General features: G+C 73.3%; 14 protein-coding genes. 9 read left to right on the forward strand and 5 right to left on the reverse strand.

Features of this window, described 5'->3' with window-relative positions; genetic code table 11:
- Positions 1-84: 84 nt before the first annotated feature.
- From hemQ to cofD, 6 genes are all read left to right on the forward strand, one after another.
- Positions 85-753: a hydrogen peroxide-dependent heme synthase gene (gene hemQ / locus MRBLMI1_RS06450; RefSeq protein WP_367728507.1), complete on the forward strand. Its 669-nt coding sequence runs from the start codon at positions 85-87 to the stop codon at positions 751-753.
- On the forward strand, positions 750-1,748 hold the full coding sequence (gene hemC / locus MRBLMI1_RS06455) for a hydroxymethylbilane synthase (RefSeq protein ID WP_367728509.1): 999 nt from the start codon (positions 750-752) through the stop codon (positions 1,746-1,748). The genes hemQ and hemC overlap by 4 nt, the downstream gene beginning before the upstream one ends.
- Positions 1,745-2,560 carry a uroporphyrinogen-III synthase gene (locus tag MRBLMI1_RS06460; RefSeq protein WP_367728517.1) on the forward strand — a complete coding sequence of 272 codons (816 nt, stop codon included), beginning with the start codon at positions 1,745-1,747 and terminating at the stop codon, positions 2,558-2,560. Before hemC ends, MRBLMI1_RS06460 begins: the two co-directional genes overlap by 4 nt.
- Entirely contained in the window at positions 2,557-3,540 is a 984-nt protein-coding gene (gene hemB / locus MRBLMI1_RS06465) for a porphobilinogen synthase (protein WP_367728519.1), read from the forward strand. Before MRBLMI1_RS06460 ends, hemB begins: the two co-directional genes overlap by 4 nt.
- A gap of 67 nt (positions 3,541-3,607) precedes the next feature.
- Positions 3,608-4,936 (forward strand): glutamate-1-semialdehyde 2,1-aminomutase, encoded by a 1,329-nt coding sequence (hemL, locus tag MRBLMI1_RS06470; RefSeq protein ID WP_367728522.1) that lies wholly within the window; start codon positions 3,608-3,610, stop codon positions 4,934-4,936.
- Positions 4,937-5,351: 415 nt separating this feature from the next.
- A complete protein-coding gene (gene cofD / locus MRBLMI1_RS06475; RefSeq protein WP_367728524.1) occupies positions 5,352-6,317 on the forward strand; it encodes a 2-phospho-L-lactate transferase in 966 nt (321 codons plus the stop codon).
- Between the two features lie 378 nt (positions 6,318-6,695).
- Here the strand turns inward: cofD and cofC are convergent, their stop codons facing one another.
- The 4 genes from cofC to cofG form a co-directional block, all read right to left on the reverse strand.
- The gene (cofC, locus tag MRBLMI1_RS06480) at positions 6,696-7,331 is read right to left on the reverse strand and encodes a 2-phospho-L-lactate guanylyltransferase (protein ID WP_367728526.1); all 636 of its coding nucleotides are present in this window, start codon (positions 7,329-7,331) and stop codon (positions 6,696-6,698) included.
- Positions 7,332-7,433: 102 nt separating this feature from the next.
- Positions 7,434-8,444 carry a glucose-6-phosphate dehydrogenase (coenzyme-F420) gene (gene fgd / locus MRBLMI1_RS06485; RefSeq protein ID WP_367728528.1) on the reverse strand — a complete coding sequence of 337 codons (1,011 nt, stop codon included), beginning with the start codon at positions 8,442-8,444 and terminating at the stop codon, positions 7,434-7,436.
- Positions 8,441-9,931, reverse strand: coding sequence for a flavin-containing monooxygenase (locus MRBLMI1_RS06490; RefSeq protein ID WP_367728531.1), 1,491 nt, complete (start codon positions 9,929-9,931; stop codon positions 8,441-8,443). Before MRBLMI1_RS06490 ends, fgd begins: the two co-directional genes overlap by 4 nt.
- On the reverse strand, positions 9,928-12,384 hold the full coding sequence (gene cofG / locus MRBLMI1_RS06495; protein ID WP_367728533.1) for a 7,8-didemethyl-8-hydroxy-5-deazariboflavin synthase CofG: 2,457 nt from the start codon (positions 12,382-12,384) through the stop codon (positions 9,928-9,930). The genes MRBLMI1_RS06490 and cofG overlap by 4 nt, the downstream gene beginning before the upstream one ends.
- A gap of 108 nt (positions 12,385-12,492) precedes the next feature.
- Between cofG and MRBLMI1_RS06500 the strand changes: the two genes are divergently transcribed.
- From MRBLMI1_RS06500 to MRBLMI1_RS06510, 3 genes are all read left to right on the forward strand, one after another.
- On the forward strand, positions 12,493-12,882 hold the full coding sequence (locus MRBLMI1_RS06500; RefSeq protein WP_367728534.1) for a hypothetical protein: 390 nt from the start codon (positions 12,493-12,495) through the stop codon (positions 12,880-12,882).
- 167 nt (positions 12,883-13,049) lie between these two features.
- The gene (locus MRBLMI1_RS06505) at positions 13,050-15,995 is read left to right on the forward strand and encodes an immunoglobulin-like domain-containing protein (RefSeq protein ID WP_367728536.1); all 2,946 of its coding nucleotides are present in this window, start codon (positions 13,050-13,052) and stop codon (positions 15,993-15,995) included.
- Positions 15,996-16,082: 87 nt separating this feature from the next.
- Complete coding sequence (locus tag MRBLMI1_RS06510) at positions 16,083-16,259, forward strand: hypothetical protein (protein ID WP_367728538.1); 177 nt, start codon at positions 16,083-16,085, stop codon at positions 16,257-16,259.
- A gap of 551 nt (positions 16,260-16,810) precedes the next feature.
- On the opposite strand, the gene MRBLMI1_RS06515 is transcribed toward MRBLMI1_RS06510, so the two are convergent.
- Positions 16,811-19,492, reverse strand: coding sequence for a LamG-like jellyroll fold domain-containing protein (locus MRBLMI1_RS06515; protein ID WP_367728540.1), 2,682 nt, complete (start codon positions 19,490-19,492; stop codon positions 16,811-16,813).
- Between the last annotated feature and the right edge of the window lie 9 nt (positions 19,493-19,501).

The following is a 19,501-nucleotide window of genomic DNA, read 5'->3' on the forward strand; positions in this document are numbered from 1 at the left end:
TCAGCGGCATCCGGATCCCGAGGGGTGGTTCGCCGATGAGTCAACCGGTTTGGACCGGCGCGCGCGCCGGACGAGACTAGGGACATGTCCCACGACTCCTCTTCCGTCTACACGCTGTGGGCGGTGTTCCGCCGCGACCCCGAGAACCCCGTCACCGCCACCGACGCCACCGAGCTCGCCGACATCACGGCGCTCGTCGAGGCCGACGGCGTGACCGTCCGCGGGTTCTATGACGTCAGCGGGCTGCGCGCCGACGCGGACCTCATGGTGTGGATGCACGGCGAGGACCCCCAGGCGCTGCAGCGCGACCTCCGCCGCCTGCGCCGCACCGACCTCCTCAAGAACCTCCTCCCCACGTGGAACGCCATGGGCGTCCACCGCGACGCCGAGTTCAACCGCTCGCACGTCCCGGGCTTCCTCCGCGGCATCGAGGCCCAGCAGTGGCTGTGCCTGTACCCCTTCGTGCGCAGCTACGAGTGGTACCTCCTGCCGGAGGCCGAGCGCCGCGAGATGCTCATCGAGCACGGCAAGAAGGGCTCCGTTTACAAGGGCGTCATCGCCAACACCGTCGCGTCGTTCGCCCTCGGCGACTACGAGTGGCTCCTCCCGATGGAGGCCGACGTGCTCACCGACCTCGTCGACATGATGCGCGACCTGCGGTACACCGAGGCCCGCCGTCACGTGCGCGAGGAAGTGCCCTTCTACACGGGCCGCCTGGTCACGCTCGACGAGATCCCCGAGATCCTCCAGTGACCGCGCCCCTGCGTCTCGGCACCCGGCGCAGCGCGCTGGCGATGGCGCAGTCGCAGATGGTGGCGGACGCCGTGGCCGAGGCGTCCGGTCGCCAGGTCGACCTCGTGCCGATCGTGTCGGAGGGCGACGTCAACCGCGCGTCCCTGTCGCAGCTCGGCGGCCGGGGCGTGTTCGCCAACGGCCTGCGCGAGGCGCTCGCCGCGGACCGCTGCGACTTCCTCGTGCACTCCTTGAAGGACCTCCCGACCGCGCAGCCCGACGGCCTCGTCATCGCGGCGACCCCGTCCCGGGAGGACGCGCGCGACGTGGTGGTCACCCGCGACGGCACCCCGCTGTCGTCGCTCCCGGCCGGCTCCACGGTCGGCACCGGTTCGCCCCGGCGCATCGCGCAGGTGCTGCGGCACAACCCCCGGCTCGAGGTGCGCGACATCCGCGGCAACGTCGACTCCCGACTCGCCCGCGTGCGGGACGGGGAACTGGATGCCGTCATCCTGGCCGCCGCCGGGATCTCGCGCCTGGGCGGGGACCTCGGCGGGCTCGAGGCGGAGTACCTCGGCCTCGGCGAGTGGCCGACCGCGCCCGGACAGGGCTCCTTGGCGGTCGAGACGCGCGCGGACATCGCCCCCGACATCCTCCACGCCCTGTCGCAGCTCGACGACGACCGCACGCGCATCGCCATCACGGCGGAGCGGACGGTCCTGTCGGAGCTGGACGCCGGTTGCCACGCGCCCGTCGGGACGCACGCGGCCCTCGTCGACGGCGACCTGCGCCTGCGGGCCGTCGTGTACGCCTTGGACGGTTCGCGTCGGATCGGCATCGATCGGACCGTGCCGCTGGACCCGGGGTATGCTCGGGGACCGGGCAGTGGCAACGATGCAGATGCTGCCGACGACGGGGGACCCATCGCGCGTGCGACGCGTGCGGGCCAAGAAGCCGCACGTCGGTTGCTCGAACGTGGGGCGGCCGACCTGGTACCACGAGAGTCGACCACATGAACGAAGGCCATCGGCAGACGCCGACCACCTCCACGGGGAGCGTGCCCAAGCCGCTCGCCGGCCGGCGCGTCCTCGTGCCGCGCGGCGGCCCCTGGGGCGACGGCGTCGCGGCCAGCCTGCGCCAGCGCGGCGCCGTCCCGGTGATCGCGCCGCTCATCAACTTCGCCCCCACGAACGACCAGGCCACGCTCGACCAGGCCCTCGCGGACCTCGCCGACGGCGCCTTCGACTGGCTGACGCTCACGAGCGCGACCACCGTCGACGTCCTCTACGCCTACCGCGCGGTCATCCCGGCGACGACGAAGGTCGCCGCCGTGGGCGAGACGACCGCCGCCGCGATGCAGGCGGTCGGCTACCGCGTGGACCTCGTCCCCGAGCGCGACAACTCGGCGCAGGGCATGGCCGAGCAGATGATCGCGCTCGAGACCGAGCCGAAGAACGTGCTCACCCTGCGCAGCGAGATCGCCAAGCCCGTGCTGACACGGCTGCTCATCGAGGCGGGCCACCACGTGCGCAGCGTCGTCGCCTACCGCACCGTCGGCGTGCCCGTGACGGAGAAGATCGCCGGCGACGTCGGGTCGGGACGGATCAACGCGATCCTCGTGACGAGCGGCTCGGTGGCCGAACAGGTCGTGGCGCAGTTCGCCGAGATCCCCTCCACCACCGTGGTGGCGGCGATCGGTCCGCGGACGGCCAAGGACGCCAAGCGCGCCGGGCTGACCGTCGACGTGGTCGCCGAGCGGCAGACGGTCGAGTCGCTGATCGAGGCCGTGGCCCGCTTCCCCCTCCCCACCGACGAGAACGACAGATGAGCTTCCCCCAGCACCGCCCGCGCCGTCTCCGGCGCACTCCCGCCATCCGCCGCGTCGCCCGCGAGACCCACCTCGTGCCGTCGCAGCTGGTGCTCCCGCTGTTCGTCCGAGAGGGCATCTCGGAGCCGAGCCCCATCGGCTCCATGCCCGGCGTGGTGCAGCACAGCGTGGACTCCCTGCGCCGCGTCGTCGCGGAGGCCGCCGAGGCCCGCATCGGCGGGGTCATGCTGTTCGGCGTGCCCGAGCACCGGGACGCCGTCGGCTCCGGGGCCGACGACCCGAACGGCATCCTGAACCTCGCCACCGCGGCCGTCGTCGCCGAGGTGGGCGACGCCGTCGTGGTGCAGACCGATCTCTGCCTCGACGAGTTCACCGACCACGGGCACTGCGGCGTGCTGCAGCCCGACGGGGCGGTCGACAACGACGCGACCCTCGAGCGCTACACCGCGATGGGCCTGGCGCAGTCGCGGGCCGGCTCGGCGATGCTGGGCCTGTCCGGGATGATGGACGGCCAGGTCGCCGCCGTCCGGGACGCCCTGGATGCCGAGGGCTTCACCGACACCCTGATCCTGGCCTATTCCGCGAAGTACGCCGGAGCGTTCTACGGTCCGTTCCGCGAGGCCGTCGATTCCCAGCTGAAGGGCGACCGCCGGTCGTACCAGCTCGACCCCGGCAACGGACGCGAGGGGGTGCGCGAGGCGCTGCTCGACGTCGAGGAGGGCGCCGACGTCGTCATGGTCAAGCCGGCACTGCCCTACCTCGACGTCCTCGCCGAGGTGAAGGCGTCCGTCGACGTCCCGGTCTGGGCCTATCAGGTGTCGGGGGAGTACGCGATGGTGGAGGCCGCCGCCGCCCACGGGTGGATCGACCGCCGCGGCGCGATCCTCGAGAGCCTGCTCGGCATCCGCCGCGCCGGCGCCGACGCGATCCTCACCTATTGGGCCCTCGAGGCCGCCCGCTGGCTCCGCGAAGAGCTCTGACCCGTCCGAGCGAGGGGGCGTTCAGCGTCCGACCCCGCGCGTCGTCCTGCCCGGAAGAATGGATGCCATGACCGACCTCAACGACCAGTGGTTCGCCCGTGCCAAGGACGTCATCCCCGGCGGTGTGAACTCGCCCGTGCGGGCATACGGCTCGGTGGGCGGCACCCCGCGCTTCGTGCAGTCGGCGGCGGGTCCGCGCATCACCGACGCCGCCGGACGCGAGTACGTCGACCTCGTCGCGTCGTGGGGACCGGCCCTGCTCGGACACGCGCACCCCGAGGTGGTCGGGGCCGTGCAGTCGGCGGCATCCCGTGGTCTGTCCTTCGGGGCGCCGACCGGCGCCGAGGTCGAGCTCGCCGATCTGATCGCGCACCGCGTGCAGGTCGGCGATCTGAAGCCCGTCGAGAAGGTCCGTCTGGTCTCCACCGGCACCGAGGCGACGATGACGGCCATCCGCCTGGCCCGCGGCGCGACCGGTCGCGACCTGCTCATCAAGTTCGCCGGGCACTACCACGGCCACTCCGACGGGCTGCTCGCGGCCGCCGGCTCGGGTGTCGCGACGTTGGCGCTGCCCGGATCGGCGGGCGTCCCCGCACCGATCGCCGCACAGACCCTCGTGCTGCCGTACAACGACCTGGACGCGGTGCGCGAGGCGTTCGCCGTCCACGGTGAGAACATCGCCGCGGTCATCGTCGAGGCGGCCGCCGCGAACATGGGCGTCGTGCCGCCGCTGCCCGGATTCAACGCCGCCCTGGCGGACATCGCGCACAGCCACGGCGCGCTGCTCATCATGGACGAGGTGCTCACCGGCTTCCGCGTCCACCCCGCCGGCTTCTGGGGCCTGCAGGCCAGCCACGGCGAGACGTACCTGCCCGACATCCTGACGTTCGGCAAGGTCGTCGGCGGAGGGATGCCGCTGGCCGCCCTCGGCGGCCGTGCCGACGTGATGGACCAGCTCGCGCCGCTCGGCCCGGTGTACCAGGCGGGCACCCTGTCCGGGAACCCGCTCTCGGTCGCGGCGGGTCTCGCCACGCTCCGGCTGGCGACGCCGGAGGTGTACGCGGCCGTCGACGCTGCGGCCGCGCAGGTGTCGCACGCGCTCGGCGCGGCGTTGAGCGCGGAGGGCGTCGTCCACGCGGTCCCGCACGCCGGATCGTTGTTCGGCGTCGCCTTCCTGCCCGAGGTGCCGCGCGACTACGCGACGGCGCTCACCCAGGAGTCCTGGCGCTACGCGTCGTTCTTCCACGCGATGCTGGACGCCGGCGTCTCGCTCCCGCCGAGCGTCTTCGAGGCGTGGTTCCTCACCGCGGCGCACGACGACGTCGCGCTCGCGCGCGTGCTCGAGGCTCTGCCCGGTGCGGCCCGGGCCGCCGCCGCGGCGGTCGCCCCCGCCTGAGCCCGGCCGCCGTCGCACCGGTCCCGCCGCGCTCCCGAGTCGCGGGTGCGTGTGTGCGGCGGTGGGTCGCCGAACTCCTGAGTTCCGCGTGCGCATGTGCGGCGGTGGGTCGCCGAACTCCTGAGTTCCGCGTGCGCACGCGCGGCGGTGGGTCGCCGAACTCCTGAGTTCCGCGTGCGTCGAGCGGCTGGCCGTCGGCTGTGCCCGGCCGTTGTCCTGGTGCTTCGTCCCGCTCGGGAGGCGCGGCGAGCAGAGTTCAGGAGTTCGGCGGGTCGCGCGGTGCGGGGCTCAGGAGTTCGGCGGGTCGCGCGGTGCGGGGCTCAGGAGATGGGCGGGTCGCGACGGGGGAGGGGAGGGGGCGGATCCGGAGGGGGCGGCATCCATTCGCCGGCTCGCAGGGTGGGAGGATGGAGGGATGCCGCTCGCCCAGACCCGTGTCGTCGTCCTCGCCGGAGGGGTCGGAGGCTCCAAGTTCACCCTCGGCGTGCGCGCCGCGCTGCGGAAGGTGGGTGCGCCGGAGGCGACGGTCGTGGTCAACACGGGCGACGACCTGTGGCTCGCGGGGGTCCGTCTGCAGCCCGACGTGGACTCGATCACCTACGCGCTCGCGGGCGTGAACGACACCGTCCGCGGCTGGGGTCGCGCCGGCGACACCGAGCGCGTCAACGAGGAGCTCCAGGCCTGGGGCGGCGGCTGGCCGTGGTTCACCCTCGGCGACCTCGATCTCGGCACGCATCTCGCGCGCACCGGGTGGCTCCGCGACGGTGCGACGCCCACGCAGGTGCTCGCCCGGATGGCGGAGCGCTGGCCGCTCGGCGCGCGTCTGCTGCCGATGACGGACAGCGAGGTCGACACCCACGTCCTGCTCGAGGACGGCGGGCGCCTGCACTTTCAGGAGTGGTGGACGCGTCACCGCGCCGCGCTCGTCCCCCGCGCGTTCGAGAATCCGGGTATCGCGGAGGCCGTTCCCGCGCCGGGCGTCGTCGACGCGATCGCCGGGGCCGACGTCGTCCTCGTCGCGCCGTCCAACCCGGTCGTGTCGATCGGTCCGATCCTCGGAGTCCGCGGCATCCGGGAGGCCCTGCAGCGCACGGAGGCGACCGTCGTCGGCGTCTCGCCGATCATCGGCGGCCGTGTGGTGCGCGGGATGGCCGACGTCTGCCTGACCGCCATCGGTGTCGAGACCAGCGCCGCGGCCGTCGCCCGGCATTACGGCGCGCGCTCCGACGGCGGGATCCTCGACGCGTGGCTGCTCGCCGAGGAGGACGCCGACGCGGCGCCCGAGGTCACGGCGGCGGGGATCCGTGCGGTCGTCGCGCCCCTGTGGATGACCGACGTGGATGCCTCTGCGGCCATCGCCGCGGCAGCGCTCCGCGCCTGACCGACGCCCTGGCGCTGACTTGTCGCAGATGTACGCCGCGGCGGTGGCTTCGCGTGCATATGCGCCATGTCACGGCATTCGGGCATGGGGCGGCGGGGCGGTTCCCCGGGCGCTGACTTGTCGCAGATGTACGCTGCGGCGGCGCTTCGGCGTGCATTTGCGCCACGTCACGGCGGTGCGGCAGCGCGCGGCGGCCGGGCGGTTCCCCGGGCGCTGACTTGTCGCAGATGTACGCTGCGGCGGGGGTTCGGCGTGCATTTGCGCCACCTCACGGCAGGACGAGACAGCGGCGCGGCAGCGCGCGGCGGCGGGGCGGGGGCCGCGGGCGTCACGCGGCGGCGCGCGACAGCGGGGCGCGGGCCCCGGCGGCGGCGCGGGTCAGGCGGCGGCCGCGGCGAGGACCGCCGACGTGCGCGGTCCGACGCCGAGCTCGACGGCCGCGGCCAGCTGCCCCGCGGTGTCGACGTCGCGGCGCAGCGACGAGTCGCGCTTGACGGCGAGGTCGGTGCAGCCGAGGAGGCGGTGCCGGGCGGCGGAGTCGACGCCGAACGCGGACACCCACACCGCCCCCGCGCGGGCGGTGACCAGGGTGGATCCGGTGGCCTCGGCATCCGGGACCAGTCCGCGCTCCACGCCCGCCGCGAGCCGGAGCGCGGCGTCCAGATCGCCCGGCCGCAGCGCGGGCAGGTCGCCGAGCAGTGCCGCGCGCGGCGCCCCCTGACCGGCGGCGTCGGCACCCCGGGCGATCGCGGCGTCGAGACCGCGGCTGTCGCCCTCGGCGACGACCTCGACCCCGGGGAGCCGGGCGGCCTCGGCCCGCACGCCCGCGTCGTCGGTGACGACGAGGACCCGGCCGACCTCCGTTGCGGCGGCCGCAGCGGCGACCGTGTCGAGCGCGATGGCGCGCGCCAGCGACTCGCGGTCGACGGGGACGTCGATCAGCCGTGACTTGCCCACGGCGGCGGGCTTGACCGGCACGATGATCGTCCAGCCGGGGGAGTCGAGAGTGGTCATCGCGTCCATTGTCCGCTCATCCGACGACATTCCCGGTGGGGGGTAGCGGGCGAACCCGGGATCGTGCCAGTGGCATCCCGGATCCCGCCCGCCGCCCGCCGGTCAGGAGAAGCGCGCACGCAGGCGGGGCAGGATCTCCTCGCCGTACGTGCGGAGGAACTCCTCCTGGTCGTGGCCCGGGTCGTGGAAGACGAGGTGCCGGAACCCCAGGTCGACGTACCGGGCGATGCGCTCGACGTGCTCGTCCGGATCGGTCGACACGATGAACCGGGATGCCGCCCGCTCGATCGGCAGCTCGGCGGCCAGGCGCTGCATCTCGATGGGGTCGTGGACGCTCATCTTCTCTTCGGCGGTGAGGGCGAGCGGCGCCCAGAAGCGCGTCTTCTCGAGGGCGGTGTCGTGGTCGGGGTGGTACGACACCTTCACCTCCATGAGGGTGTCGACGTCGTCGCGCGTGCGACCGGCCTTCGACAGCCCGTCGTCGAGCGCGGGCAGGAGCTTCTCGGTGTAGAGCTCGGGGTCCTTGCCGCTCGTGGTGATGTAGCCCTCGGCGATGCGGCCGGCCAGGCGCGTGGCCGCCGGACCGGAGGCGCCGATGTAGATGGGCACCTTCTGCTCCGGGCGGTCGTAGATGGTGGCGTCCTTCACCGAGTAGTAGGTGCCGTCGAACGTGACCCGCTCGCCCTCCCACAGCTTGTCGATGAGGGTGATGGCCTCCTTGAGGCGCTGGAAGCGCTCCGGCGGCTCGGGCCAGTCGAGGCCGAGCGTGACCTCGTTGAGCGCCTCGCCGGTGCCGACACCCAGCACGACGCGACCCGGGTACATGACGCCGAGGGTCGCGAACACCTGCGCGATGACGCCCGGGTGGTAGCGGAACGTCGGGGTCAGCACCGACGTGCCGATGATGACCCGCTCGGTGCGGGCGCCGAGGGCCCCCAGCCAGGGCAGGGCGTTGGGCGCGTGCCCGCCGTCGTGCATCCAGGGCTGCAGGTGGTCCGAGAGGAAGACCGAGTCGAACCCCATCTCCTCCGCGAGCACACCGAACCCGAGCAGCTCGTTCGGGCCGAACTGCTCGCTCGAGGCCTTGTATCCGAAACGCAGTGGGACGCTCATCGCTCTCCTCCTATCCCGCACCCGCGCACGGGGGTGTGCGCGGGCTCGAACTCCGACCCGTCTGTGCCGGTCAGTCTCTCGTGGAACGCCTGCACAGTCCCCGGCCACAGCAGCGTCAGCCGCCCGGACCGGTCGTCGACGTACCAGTTCCGGCAGCCGCCGGTCATCCACGGCGTCGACGCGGCGGCCGCGGCGATCTCGTCCGTGTAGGCCGCCTCCGCCGCGGGGCGGACCCGCAGCGTCGCGTCGTCGCGGCGGTCGCGCTCGGCCAGGGCGCGGACGACGTAGGCCGCCTGCTCCTCGATCATGAGCACCGCCGAGTTGTGGCCGAGGCTGGCGTTGGGCCCGTTCAGCACGAACAGGTTCGGGAAGCCCGACACCACCGTGGACCCGAACGAGGTCATGCCCTCGCTCCAGTGATCCGCCAGCGTGCCGCGCTCGCCGCGGACGAGGTCGGCGTAGGGCTGCTGCGTCGACGCGAACCCCGTCGCCAGGACGAGCACGTCCGCCTCGTGGCGTCGCCCGCTGCCGGCGGTGAGGGTCGAGCCGTCGACGGCGGCCAGCGCGGAGGACTCCAAGGTGACGGCGTCCGAGGCGACGGCCGGGTAGAACGCGTCGGAGAGGAGCACCCGCTTGCAGCCGAAGGCGTAATCGGGGGTGAGGGCGTCGCGGAGCGCCGGGTCGGCGACCTGGGCGTGCAGGTGCGCGAGCGCGGCGGAACGGGCGGCTCCGGATGCCACGGCGTCCCCCGACCGGGAGGCGAACCGCGCCTCGCCCTCGGCGTACAGGTCCGCGCGCAGGCGCGCCAGCGCCCCCGGCTGCGAGGCGAGGCGCTCGCGCTCGGCGGGAGCGATGTCGTGCCCGCCGCGGGGGACGATCCAGGCGGGCGTGCGCTGGAACAGCGTGACGTGCGCGGCGCGACGCGCCAGCTCGGGGACGAGCTGGACGGCGCTCGCGCCGGTCCCGACGACGGCCACCCGCCGGCCGGAGAGGTCGACGTCGTGGTCCCATCGCGCCGAGTGGAAGAGCGGTCCCGGGAAGGACTCGAGACCGTCGATCGCGGGGACGAACGGCTCCGACAGCCGGCCGCACGCGAGGACCAGCGACCGAGCCACGACCGGCTCGGCGCCGGTGTCGAGGCGCCAGACCGCGGCGGCGGCATCCCATTCCGCCCCCAGCAACGGAGTGCGCAGCCGGAGGCGCTCGCCGAGGCCCTCGCGCGCTGCGACGTCCCGCAGGTACGCCTGGATCTCGTCTCCGCCGGCGAAGGTGCGCGACCATCCGGCGTGCGGGTGGGCGGCGAAGCTGTAGAGGTGGGCCGGGACGTCGCACGCGACGCCGGGGTAGGTGTTGTCGCGCCAGGTGCCGCCGACGTCGTCGGCGCGCTCCAGGACGACGATGTCGTCGCGCCCGGCGCGCCGCAGGGCACCCGCCATGCCGAGCCCGGCGAACCCGGCTCCGACGATGGCGACGTCGACGACGCTCACGCGGGGGACCCCGCCGACCCGATCGTGCGGACGTCCGCCGACACGCGGTAGTCGGTCGTCCGCAGGCGGAAGGGTCGCATCAGGCTGCGCGCGAGACGCTCGGCGTCGGGGACGGGCAGCTCGTTCCCGTGCTCGATGCCGGTGTCGGGGAGGACGCGCCCGTCGTAGAGGGTGCCGCCCAGGTCGTCGCCGCCCGACCGCAGCAGCACGGCCGCGGTCTCGCGACCCACCCGGGTCCAGGGGATCTGCACGTGCGGGATGCTGCCGGACAGCAGCAGCCGCGACACGGCCACCATGGCGCGGTGCTCGTCCCGGGCCGCCCGGCCCTCGACCAGGGGCACGTCGCCGCCGGGCAGCGGGATCGGCACGAACTCGGCGAAGCCGCGGGTCCGCCCCTGGATCTCGCGCAGACGCCGGAGGTGGGCGATGCGCTCGGCCGCGGTCTCGACGTGCCCGTAGAACAGGACCGACGTCGAGCGGAACCCGGCGCGATGCGCCGCCGTGATCGTCTCCACCCATCGGTCGATGTCGAGGTCGCCGGGTGCGATCCGCTCGCGCACGCGCTCGCTCAGCACCTTCACCCCCGTGCCGGGAACGGTGTCGACGCCGGCGTCGCGCATCGCGGCGAGGGCGCCGTCGAGTCCGAGCCCCCCGCGTTCGGCGAGATCCACCACGTCCTGCGGGCGGTACGCGTGGACATGGATGCCACCCGCCCCGAGCTTCACGGCCCGGACGATGTCGAGGTAGGCGGTCGGGTCGACGTCGTCGGGCAGACGGCCCTGAACGCAGATCTCCGTCGCGCCGAGTCCGGCGGCGTCGGCCGCGATGGCCGCCGCGTCGTCGAGGTCGAACTCGCCCTCCGCCGTCCGCCCGCCCGGACGGAAGCCCGTGGACGTCAGGTTGCGGTTCTGCACGAGGGTGATCGGCTCGCCGACGGTGTACCGGCGCGCGTCGTCGGCGGCGGCGGTGAGGGCGTCGAGGTCGTCGCCGGTCGCGCGGAGCAGCCGGACCCAGTCGGCGTCGTCGAGCGCGAGCGGGTCGGCCGCCGCTCGCTCGGCGAGGCGCCCGACACCGGGGTCTCCGGCGCCGTGGCCGCCCGGGCCGGCGCCGTGAGCGCCGGGGGCGGAGGAGATGTCGCGAACGGAGGATGTTCCCGTGGCGGGAGATCCTCCCTCCGCGTCTTCTCCTCCCGTCGCGCGCCGACCCGCGCCGAGAGGGAGGACGTCGGCGGCGAGGCCGGTGGCATCCCTCAGCTCCCGGACGGGGCCGTGCAGGGCCGGGTCGATCCACCGGTCCGGGTCCGCGAGGTACTCGGGGTGCGCCGTCAGACGCTCCCGGAGCTCGAAGCCGTGGTCGGCGGTCGCGGCGGCGAGGTCGTCGATGTGCGGCCAGGGGCGTTCCGGGTTGACGTGGTCGGCGGTGAGCGGCGACACCCCGCCCCAGTCGTCGATGCCGGCGTCGAGGAGCAGTCCGAGCTCGCGCGGGTCGGAGAGGTTCGGCGGGACCTGGATGCGCATGTCGGGCCCGAGCACCAGGCGTGCGACCGCCACCGTCGCGAGGTACTCGGCCGTGTCGGCATCCGGAGCCCCCTGCATCGCGGTGCGGGGCTTGGCCCGGAAGTTCTGGACGATGACCTCCTGCACGTGCCCGTGCCGGTCGTCGCTCTCGCGCAGGGCGACCAGCGACTCGGCGCGGTCGCGGACGGTCTCGCCGATGCCGACGAGGATGCCGGTCGTGAACGGGATGCCGGCGGCCCCGGCGTCGTCGATGACCTTCAGACGCAGCGCGGGGTCCTTGTCGGGAGAGCCGTAGTGGACCTGCCCGGGCTCCTCGAACAGTCGGCGCGAGGTCGTCTCGAGCATCATGCCCATCGAGGGCGCGACGGGACGCAGCATCGCGAGCTCGTCGGGGAGCATGACGCCGGGGTTGGCGTGCACGAGCATGCCCGTCTCGGCGGTGATCAGGCGCGCGATGTGGGCCACGTACTCGACGGTCGAGGCGAAGCCGTGCGCGTCGAGCCAGGCCCGGGCCTCCGGCCAGCGGTCCTCGGGGCGGTCGCCGAGGGTGAGCAGCGCCTCCTTGCACCCGAGGGACTGGCCCTGCCGGACGACCGTGAGCACCTGCTCGGGACTCATGTAGGTCGGCTTGCGCAGCAGGCTCAGCTGCCCGGGGGTGTCGACGAAGATGCAGTAGTGACAGCGGTCGCGGCACAGGGTCGTCAGCGGGACGAAGACCTTGCGCGAGTACGTGACGACGCCCGGACGTCCGGCGCGCCCGAGGCCGACGTCCCGCAGGGCCGCCGCCGCGGGGAGCAGCCGGTCGAGCGGCGCGTGCAGCAGCATCTCGGCCTCGTCGACGGTGGGGCGGTGCCCGTCCGTCACGCGAGCGAGGAGATCGTCGATCGAGGCGCCTCGGGCCGGTGCGACCTGCGGCGCAGCGCTGCCCGTGCTCATCGCTCCAGGCTATCCCTCCGCTTGCGCATCCGGGTCGGGGCGCGATCGTTGCGCTCTCGTGAGGTGGACGACCGGGAACGGCCCGGGGGCGCTGGCAGACTGGATGCCATGGTGACCCTGCTGCTGGACTCGACGCAGCTCGAGGTGGTGCTCTCGCCGACCGAGCGTGCGATGTCATTCCGCAAACGGAATATCGTCGTGCCGCGCGACACCATCGAGCGCGTCCAGCTCACCGACGACGCCTGGACGTGGCTGCGCGGCGTCCCGAACCCGGGTGTCAACGTGCCCGTGGTCGGGGCGATGGGCACGTGGAAGTCCGCCGGGGGGAACGACTTCGTCATCATCCGCGGGCGCAAGCCGAGCGTCGTCGTCGACCTGCAGGGGCACGACGAGTTCGAGCGTCTGATCCTGACGACGAAGCACGGCATCGCCCTGCTGAAGGCGCTGCGTCTGGATGTCGCCGCCGAGCCCGAGGACGTCGCCGACATCGTCGACTGAGCGCTGACGGGGCGGTTCCTGAGAGGCCGGCGACAAGGACGCGACGCGCATTGTTACCGAGAACAATCTGCGCTAACCTGCTCGGACCCGCACACCTCACAACCGGGTTCGATGCCGAACCCGAGAAGGCCGCGTCGCCGTCGACCGTCCTTCGGAAGGGATCGTCGATGTCGCCCCTACCCACGTCCTCGCGAGCGACCCCCGGACGCCTGCCGCGCCGGACGCTCGCCGTGTCGGTCGCCGCCGCGTGCCTCGGCGCGCTGCTGGCCCCGGTGTCCGCCGCGACCGCGGCCGTCTCCGTGCCCGCGCCCGTGCTGGAGTACACGTTCGACCAGCTCGCGGCCAGCCCGGCCGACGGCGCCGTCATCGCCGACGCCGCCCCCGGGAATCACCCCGGCACCGTCGTGAACGCGGGCGCCTCCAGCGTCGCCGGACCCTCGGGCGCTGCGGCCGACAAGGCGCTGTCGCTTCCGGGCGGGGCGAGCACGGCCGCCGCACCGCACGTGCGGATCGCTCCCGGTCTCATCCCGGCGGGAACCGCTGACGTGACGATGTCCGCGTGGATCCGTTGGAGCGGAGCCCCGCAGTGCACGTGGCCGTTCACCCTCGGCTCGAGCGTGAACGCGCACATCCTCGCCACCACGCAGTGCGGCAATGCCGGGTACGGCGCGATCAAGAACGGCGCCGAGGTGCGCGCCTCGGGAACGGCCCCGGTCGCCGCGTCGCGCTGGGTGCACATGGCCGTCGTCGTCACGGGCGGCACGTCCGTCGCCACCTACCTCGACGGCACCCTCGTCGGCCAGGCGGCCACGAGCTACACCGCCTCGGCCGCCATCGGCAGCTCGACCTTCTCCGGCTATCTCGGCAAGTCGTTCTACGGTCCGGACGCCTACTGGGCCGGGGCCATCGACGACGTGAAGGTGTGGACGTCCGCCCTGTCGGCCGCGCAGCTCCAGCAGACCGAGAGCGACGTGCACGCGGGGATCGCCCGCGGCGACGCCGCCGTCTCGCTCGGCGACACCTCCCGCGTGACCTCCGACCTCGCCCTGCCGACCACCGGCGCGGGCGGCTCGACCCTCACATGGACCTCCAGCAACCCCGCCGTCGTCAGCACCACCGGTGCCGTGACCCGCCCGGTCGCCGGGTCCGCCGACGCGACCGTCGTCCTGACGCCCACGGCCACCCACGGCGGCGCCGCCGTCGCCGGAGCGGGCATCACCGTCACCGTCCCGGCCTACGCCGCCGGGGACAGCGCCGAGGCCGAGCTCGCTCGCGCGGTGGCCGACGCCGTCGCCGCCGAGCCCGCGCTGGCCGGTCCGATCCGCGGCAGCGTCACCCTGCCGACGACCGGCGCGGACGTCGACGCCACCGCGACCCGCCCGGGTGCGGCGAAGGCCGCGATCTCGTGGTCCTCGTCGAACGAGGCCGTCCTGTCGACCGTCGACGAGGGGACGGCGCCGAACGTCGTCGCCAAGGGTGCGGTGACGCGTCCGGCGACCGACACGCAGATCACGCTGACCGCGACGGTGACCGTGCCGGGAGCGGCATCCGTCACCCGCACCCTCACGCGCACGGTCCCGGCTGCGGCCCCCGTGGCCGCCGGCGACCTCGACGCGTACATGTTCGCGTACTTCACCGGCGACAACATCGAGGGCGAGAAGATCCGCTTCGCCACCTCCGACGGCAACGACTCGCTGCGCTGGAAGACCCTCAACGACGCCCAGCCCGTGCTGACCTCCACCAAGGGCACGATGGGCCTGCGCGACCCGTTCATCCTCCGCTCGAAGGAGGGCGACCGGTTCTTCCTGCTGGCCACGGACCTCTCCGTCGGCCGGAGCGGCTGGGGCGGCTCGACCGATCGCGGCAGCCACTTCCTCGAGATCTGGGAGTCGACCGACCTCGTCAACTGGGGCGAGCAGCGGCACGTCGAGGTCAACCTGCCCAACACCGGCATGACCTGGGCGCCCGAGGCGATCTACGACGAGAGCATCGAGGCCTACACCGTCTACTGGACCTCGACGGTGTTCGCCGACGACGCCCGCACCATGCCGGACGGCAACGGCCCGCAGATCCTGCTCTCGACGACCCGTGACTTCCGCGACTTCACCACGCCCGAGCCGTGGTTCAAGGCGGCGGACGTCCCGGGACTGGTCCAGGGCAACGGTCTGATCGACTCGACCGTCCTTAAGGAGGGCGACACCTGGTACCGGTTCACGAAGGCGACCGAGCGCACTGGCTGCGCATCGCCGGACATCATCGGACAGAAGTCGACCGACCTGCGCGCCACGACCGCGTCGGGCGCCTGGTCGCTCATCGACACCTGCATCGGCCGCACGGCCGGGACCCCCGAGGTCGAGGGGCCGGAGATCTTCAAGGCCAACGAGGGCGACCGCGCGGGCTACAAGTACTTCCTGTGGGTCGACAACTACGGCGGCCGCGGGTACATCCCGCTCGGCACGAACTCGCTCGAGGGCGACATCCAGTGGACGATCCCCAGCAGCTTCTCGCTGCCGGCCTCGCCCCGCCACGGCTCGATCCTGGCCATCACGGCCGAGGAGCGCGACGCCCTCGCGGCGAAGTGGAACCCGTCGCTGCTGGTGACCTCGGTCGACCCGGTCTCCGCCACCGTGCAGGCCGGCGCCACCGAGGTGGCGCTCCCCGCCACCGTGCAGGCCACCTTCAAGGACGGGCACCGCGAGACGGTCGCCGTCACGTGGGACAAGGCCGACCTCTCCTCGCTGAGGAAGGCCGGCGACACCGTCCAGGTGCGCGGACAGCTGGCGAACTCGGCCGCGACCCCGGCGATCGCGACCGTCACCGCGACGGCTCCCCCCGGACCCGCCGTCAGCGCCGTCGTCTCGACGCGCTGCGTCGCGGGCAAGGTGGTGCTGACCACGCGGGCGACCAACGACAGCGACGCGGCCGCGGACATCACGGTGCGCTCGGCGTGGGGAACGAAGACCCACAGCGCCGTCGCACCGGGTGCCACGGTCTCGACCGCGACCACCGTCCGGGCCTCGGCGGTCGACGCCGGCTCGGTCGAGGTGACGGCCAAGGGCGCCTCCGGCTCCCGCACCATCACCGCCTCGTTCGCGGCGGCCAGCTGCCGCTGACGGGCTCACGCCGAGACGGGCGGAGAGGGTGGCACCCCTCTTCGTCCGCCTCGGCGTCCCGCGTATGACACCCCCGGAGAAGACCCCATGACCCGCCGCCAGATCCTCACCGCCCTCGCCCACGGACTCCTCGTCACATCGGCCGTGGCCCCTGCGGTCGCCGCTGCGACGCCCGCGGACGAGATCCGCGCCTCGATCTACGAGATCGACAGCGCCGAGCCCGACACCCTCCTCATCAACGGCCGGGCCTTCCTCCTCGAGTAGGCCCCGCCGCTGCTGCCGTGCTGCCGCCGGAGCTCTTGGCGCTGACTTGTCGCAGATGTACGCCGGAATGCTCCTCCGGCGTACATGTGCGCCCAGTCAGCGTGGTGGCGGGGGCTGGCGCCATGCCCTGCCTTTCTCAGCGAGGAGAAGGGCGATGGATGCCATCGGGGCTGGCCCCGCGGCATCCCTCCCTCTACTGCTCCGGGTTCCCCCCGCTGCCCCGCAGACCGCCCTGTCGCCCGCGCCGGCGCTGACGTGGCGCAGATGTACGCCGGGGTGGTCCTGCGGCGTGCATTCGCGCCAACTCAGCGCTGCGGTGAGGGGTGTGAGCCCGCGGCATCCCTCCCTCTACTGCTCCGGACCCCCCGCCGCCCCGCAGACCGCCCTGTCGCCCTCGCCGGCGCTGACGTGGCGCAGATGTACGTCGGGGTGGTCCCGCGGCGTGCATTCGCGCCAACTCAGCGTTCGTTCGAGGGCCCGCGGCATCCCTCCCCGACGCCCGGACACGACGAAGGCGCCGATCCCCGACGGGACCGGCGCCTCCGGGGACGTCAGCGGCAGGTCGCCGCCGCGTACGGTGCCTTCACCGTGGCGGTCGCTCCGTTGCCCGTGGCCGTCACCGTCGCCTCGCCGGCCGCGACCGTGGCGCTGCGAGTCGTGAAGGAGACGCTGGTGGTCTTCCCGGCGGCCAGCGACGCGACCGACTTCGTGCCGTGGGCCGACTCGACCTTCAGGGCGACGGCCGTCGTGCCGCCGTTGACGACGCGCGTCAGCACGGTCACCTTGCCCGCCACGCAGCGGGTCTCCGCCGTCGCCGTGACGTTCAGCGCCGGGGCGGTGACGACGACGTCCGCCGTCACGGTCAGGGCGGTGGAGCTGAACAGGCGCCGGTCCGCCGCGTCGTAGGCCGTCGACCCGTTCGCGCCCGCCCACTGGTTCAGGTTCGCGCCGATGGTGCGGACCGTCCCGGTCACGGGGTAGGTGCCCGGCCGGCTGGTGTCGACGCCGGAGAGGTTCCACGTCACCGGCTGTGCGGCCGTCCCGCGGCCGTAGGCCAGCGTGACCTGCGCCTCGCGCGGCAGCGCGCCCGTGACGGCCTGCGCGTCCGCGCCCTGGGCCACGGCGGCGTCGCCGAGGTCCGTCGCGACGACGCTCGCGGCATCCGCCTTGCGGATCCCGTCGTACTGCCCGAACGTCAGCGGGACGATCCCGCCGTGCTTGGTGCTCGGGGCCATCGAGAAGGTGTCCGACATCAGGGTCGTCCAGCCGGCGTCGAGGTCGGTCGTCTGCATCGGGCGGTACCCGGTGGACGGGATGACGTCGACGTAGAGGTACCACGCGTCCTCGCCGTGGCGCTGGAAGACCGCGGGGCCCTCCACACCGCCGGCGTTGCCGCCGGCCCAAGAGGCGCCGATCCGCTCCTGCACGGTGATCCAGCGGGTGCCCGGCTTCCACCAGTCGGCGGCGGTGGTCGACTCCATGTAGATGCCGCGGCCGAAGGCGTTGTCCTTCGTCACCCGGTAGGTCTTCCCGTCGTTCTGGATGACCGTCGTGTCGATGGCATCCCCGCCGGTGTCGATCATGACGCCGCCGTACCGGTAGCTCTGCTGCGTGAAGTCGGTGGTCGCGCCCCAGAGCACGCGGGAGTACGAGGGTCCCGTGTGGGCGGCGTCGGGGTAGACCGTCGACGACCAGTAGAGGACGAACGCGCCGCTGCCGTCGGCGTTGTAGCCGGGCACCCAGGTCGCCTCCGGCGCCCACGCCATGCCCAGCTCGGCGACGTCGGTGCCCGCCGGCGACTGCGCGACGTCGAACTGCCGCAGGTCGCTCCACGTGACGAGGTCCTTCGACTCCCAGACGTTCAGCTTCGTGCTGCCCTGCGAGGACCAGTAGCACCAGTCCGTGCACCCGCTGCGACCGCGGTCGCCGCCGAACACCCGCAGGTCGGTCGCGATGATGTAGTACGTCTTGGTCTCGGGGTTGAAGGTCAGGTAGGGGTCGCGGACGCCGGTGGTGCCGAGCTGCGACGCGAGGATCGGCTGGCCGCCGTTGAGCGGGTCCCACACCTCGGGGTCGTCGCCGCGCGAGACGTCGAGGTAGATCTTCTCGGCGTAGCCGTTGGCGTCCTCGATGAAGTGGACCATCGCGTAGCCGAAGGCGTCGGTGGCCGCCGGGGTGGGCTGCACCGTCACGGGCACGGACCGCGTCGCCGCGACTCCGCGCACCGTCGCGGTGGCGGTGAGCGTGGCGGAGCGGGGGTCGCTGCCCGCCGCGGGCAGCTGCGTCGTGACCGTCCGGCCGTCGGCGGCGACCGTGATCGCCGGGTCGGTGGAGGTCCAGCTGACGCGGCCGCCGGAGGTCGGCAGCGTGGTGACGCTCTCGTCGATGGTGACGGGAGCGACGGCGTCCACGACGGCCTGGGCGGCGGCGCGGTGCGCGTCCGCATGGATCGCGGCGTCCGCGTCGGACACCCCGGCGACCTCGGCGGAGCTCAACGCCCGGTCGTACACGCGGAACGTCGACACCTCGCCCTTGTACATCGGGTCGGGGTAGGGCGCGCGTCCGATCGCGTTGAGGGTCTGATCGGTGATGTCGGCAGGCGAGAGGGAGGTCGGGGTGGATGCCACCTGCGCACCGTCGACGTAGAAGGTGATCCGTCCCGCTACCCCGTCGATGACCGAGGTGAGGCTGTACCACCGGTCCGCCGTGAGGGGCGAGCCGGAGCGCGCGTTGACCTCGCCGCCGCCGCCGTTCGTCGTGATGACGGTGCGGGGGTTGTCGCGGACCGACGAGAAGTACGACCGGGTCGGCGAGTCGCTGCCGATGTTCCAGAGGAAGTTCCAGTTGTTCTTCATCGACGCGTCGAGCTTGGTCTCGATCGTGATAGTGGCCGACCGGGCACCGGAGAGGACGTTGTCGGGCAGACGGACCCAGCTGGCGGTCGGGCTGGACTTCGCGCCGCCGGTGAACACCAGCGACGAGCCGGTCCACAGGGCGTCCGTCCCGTTGACGACTGTGGCCGCACCCAGCGCGGTGGGGGCGCTGTTCGGGACGGAGGCGCCGGCGGTCTCGTCGAACAGGTACTCGGCGCGCAGGCCGGACGAGGGGATGGATGCCGCCGCGACCGCCGGAGCGACGGGCACCAGGCCCGCGGCGATCAGGGCGGTGCCGACGGCGGTGGTCAACAGGGTGCGGAACCGTCGGCGCGTCGAGGGCGTCGGGGGTGCGGTCATCGTTCCAGC

Origin of the sequence: Microbacterium sp. LMI1-1-1.1 (assembly GCF_040815675.1) — a bacterium.
Lineage (GTDB): Bacteria > Actinomycetota > Actinomycetes > Actinomycetales > Microbacteriaceae > Microbacterium.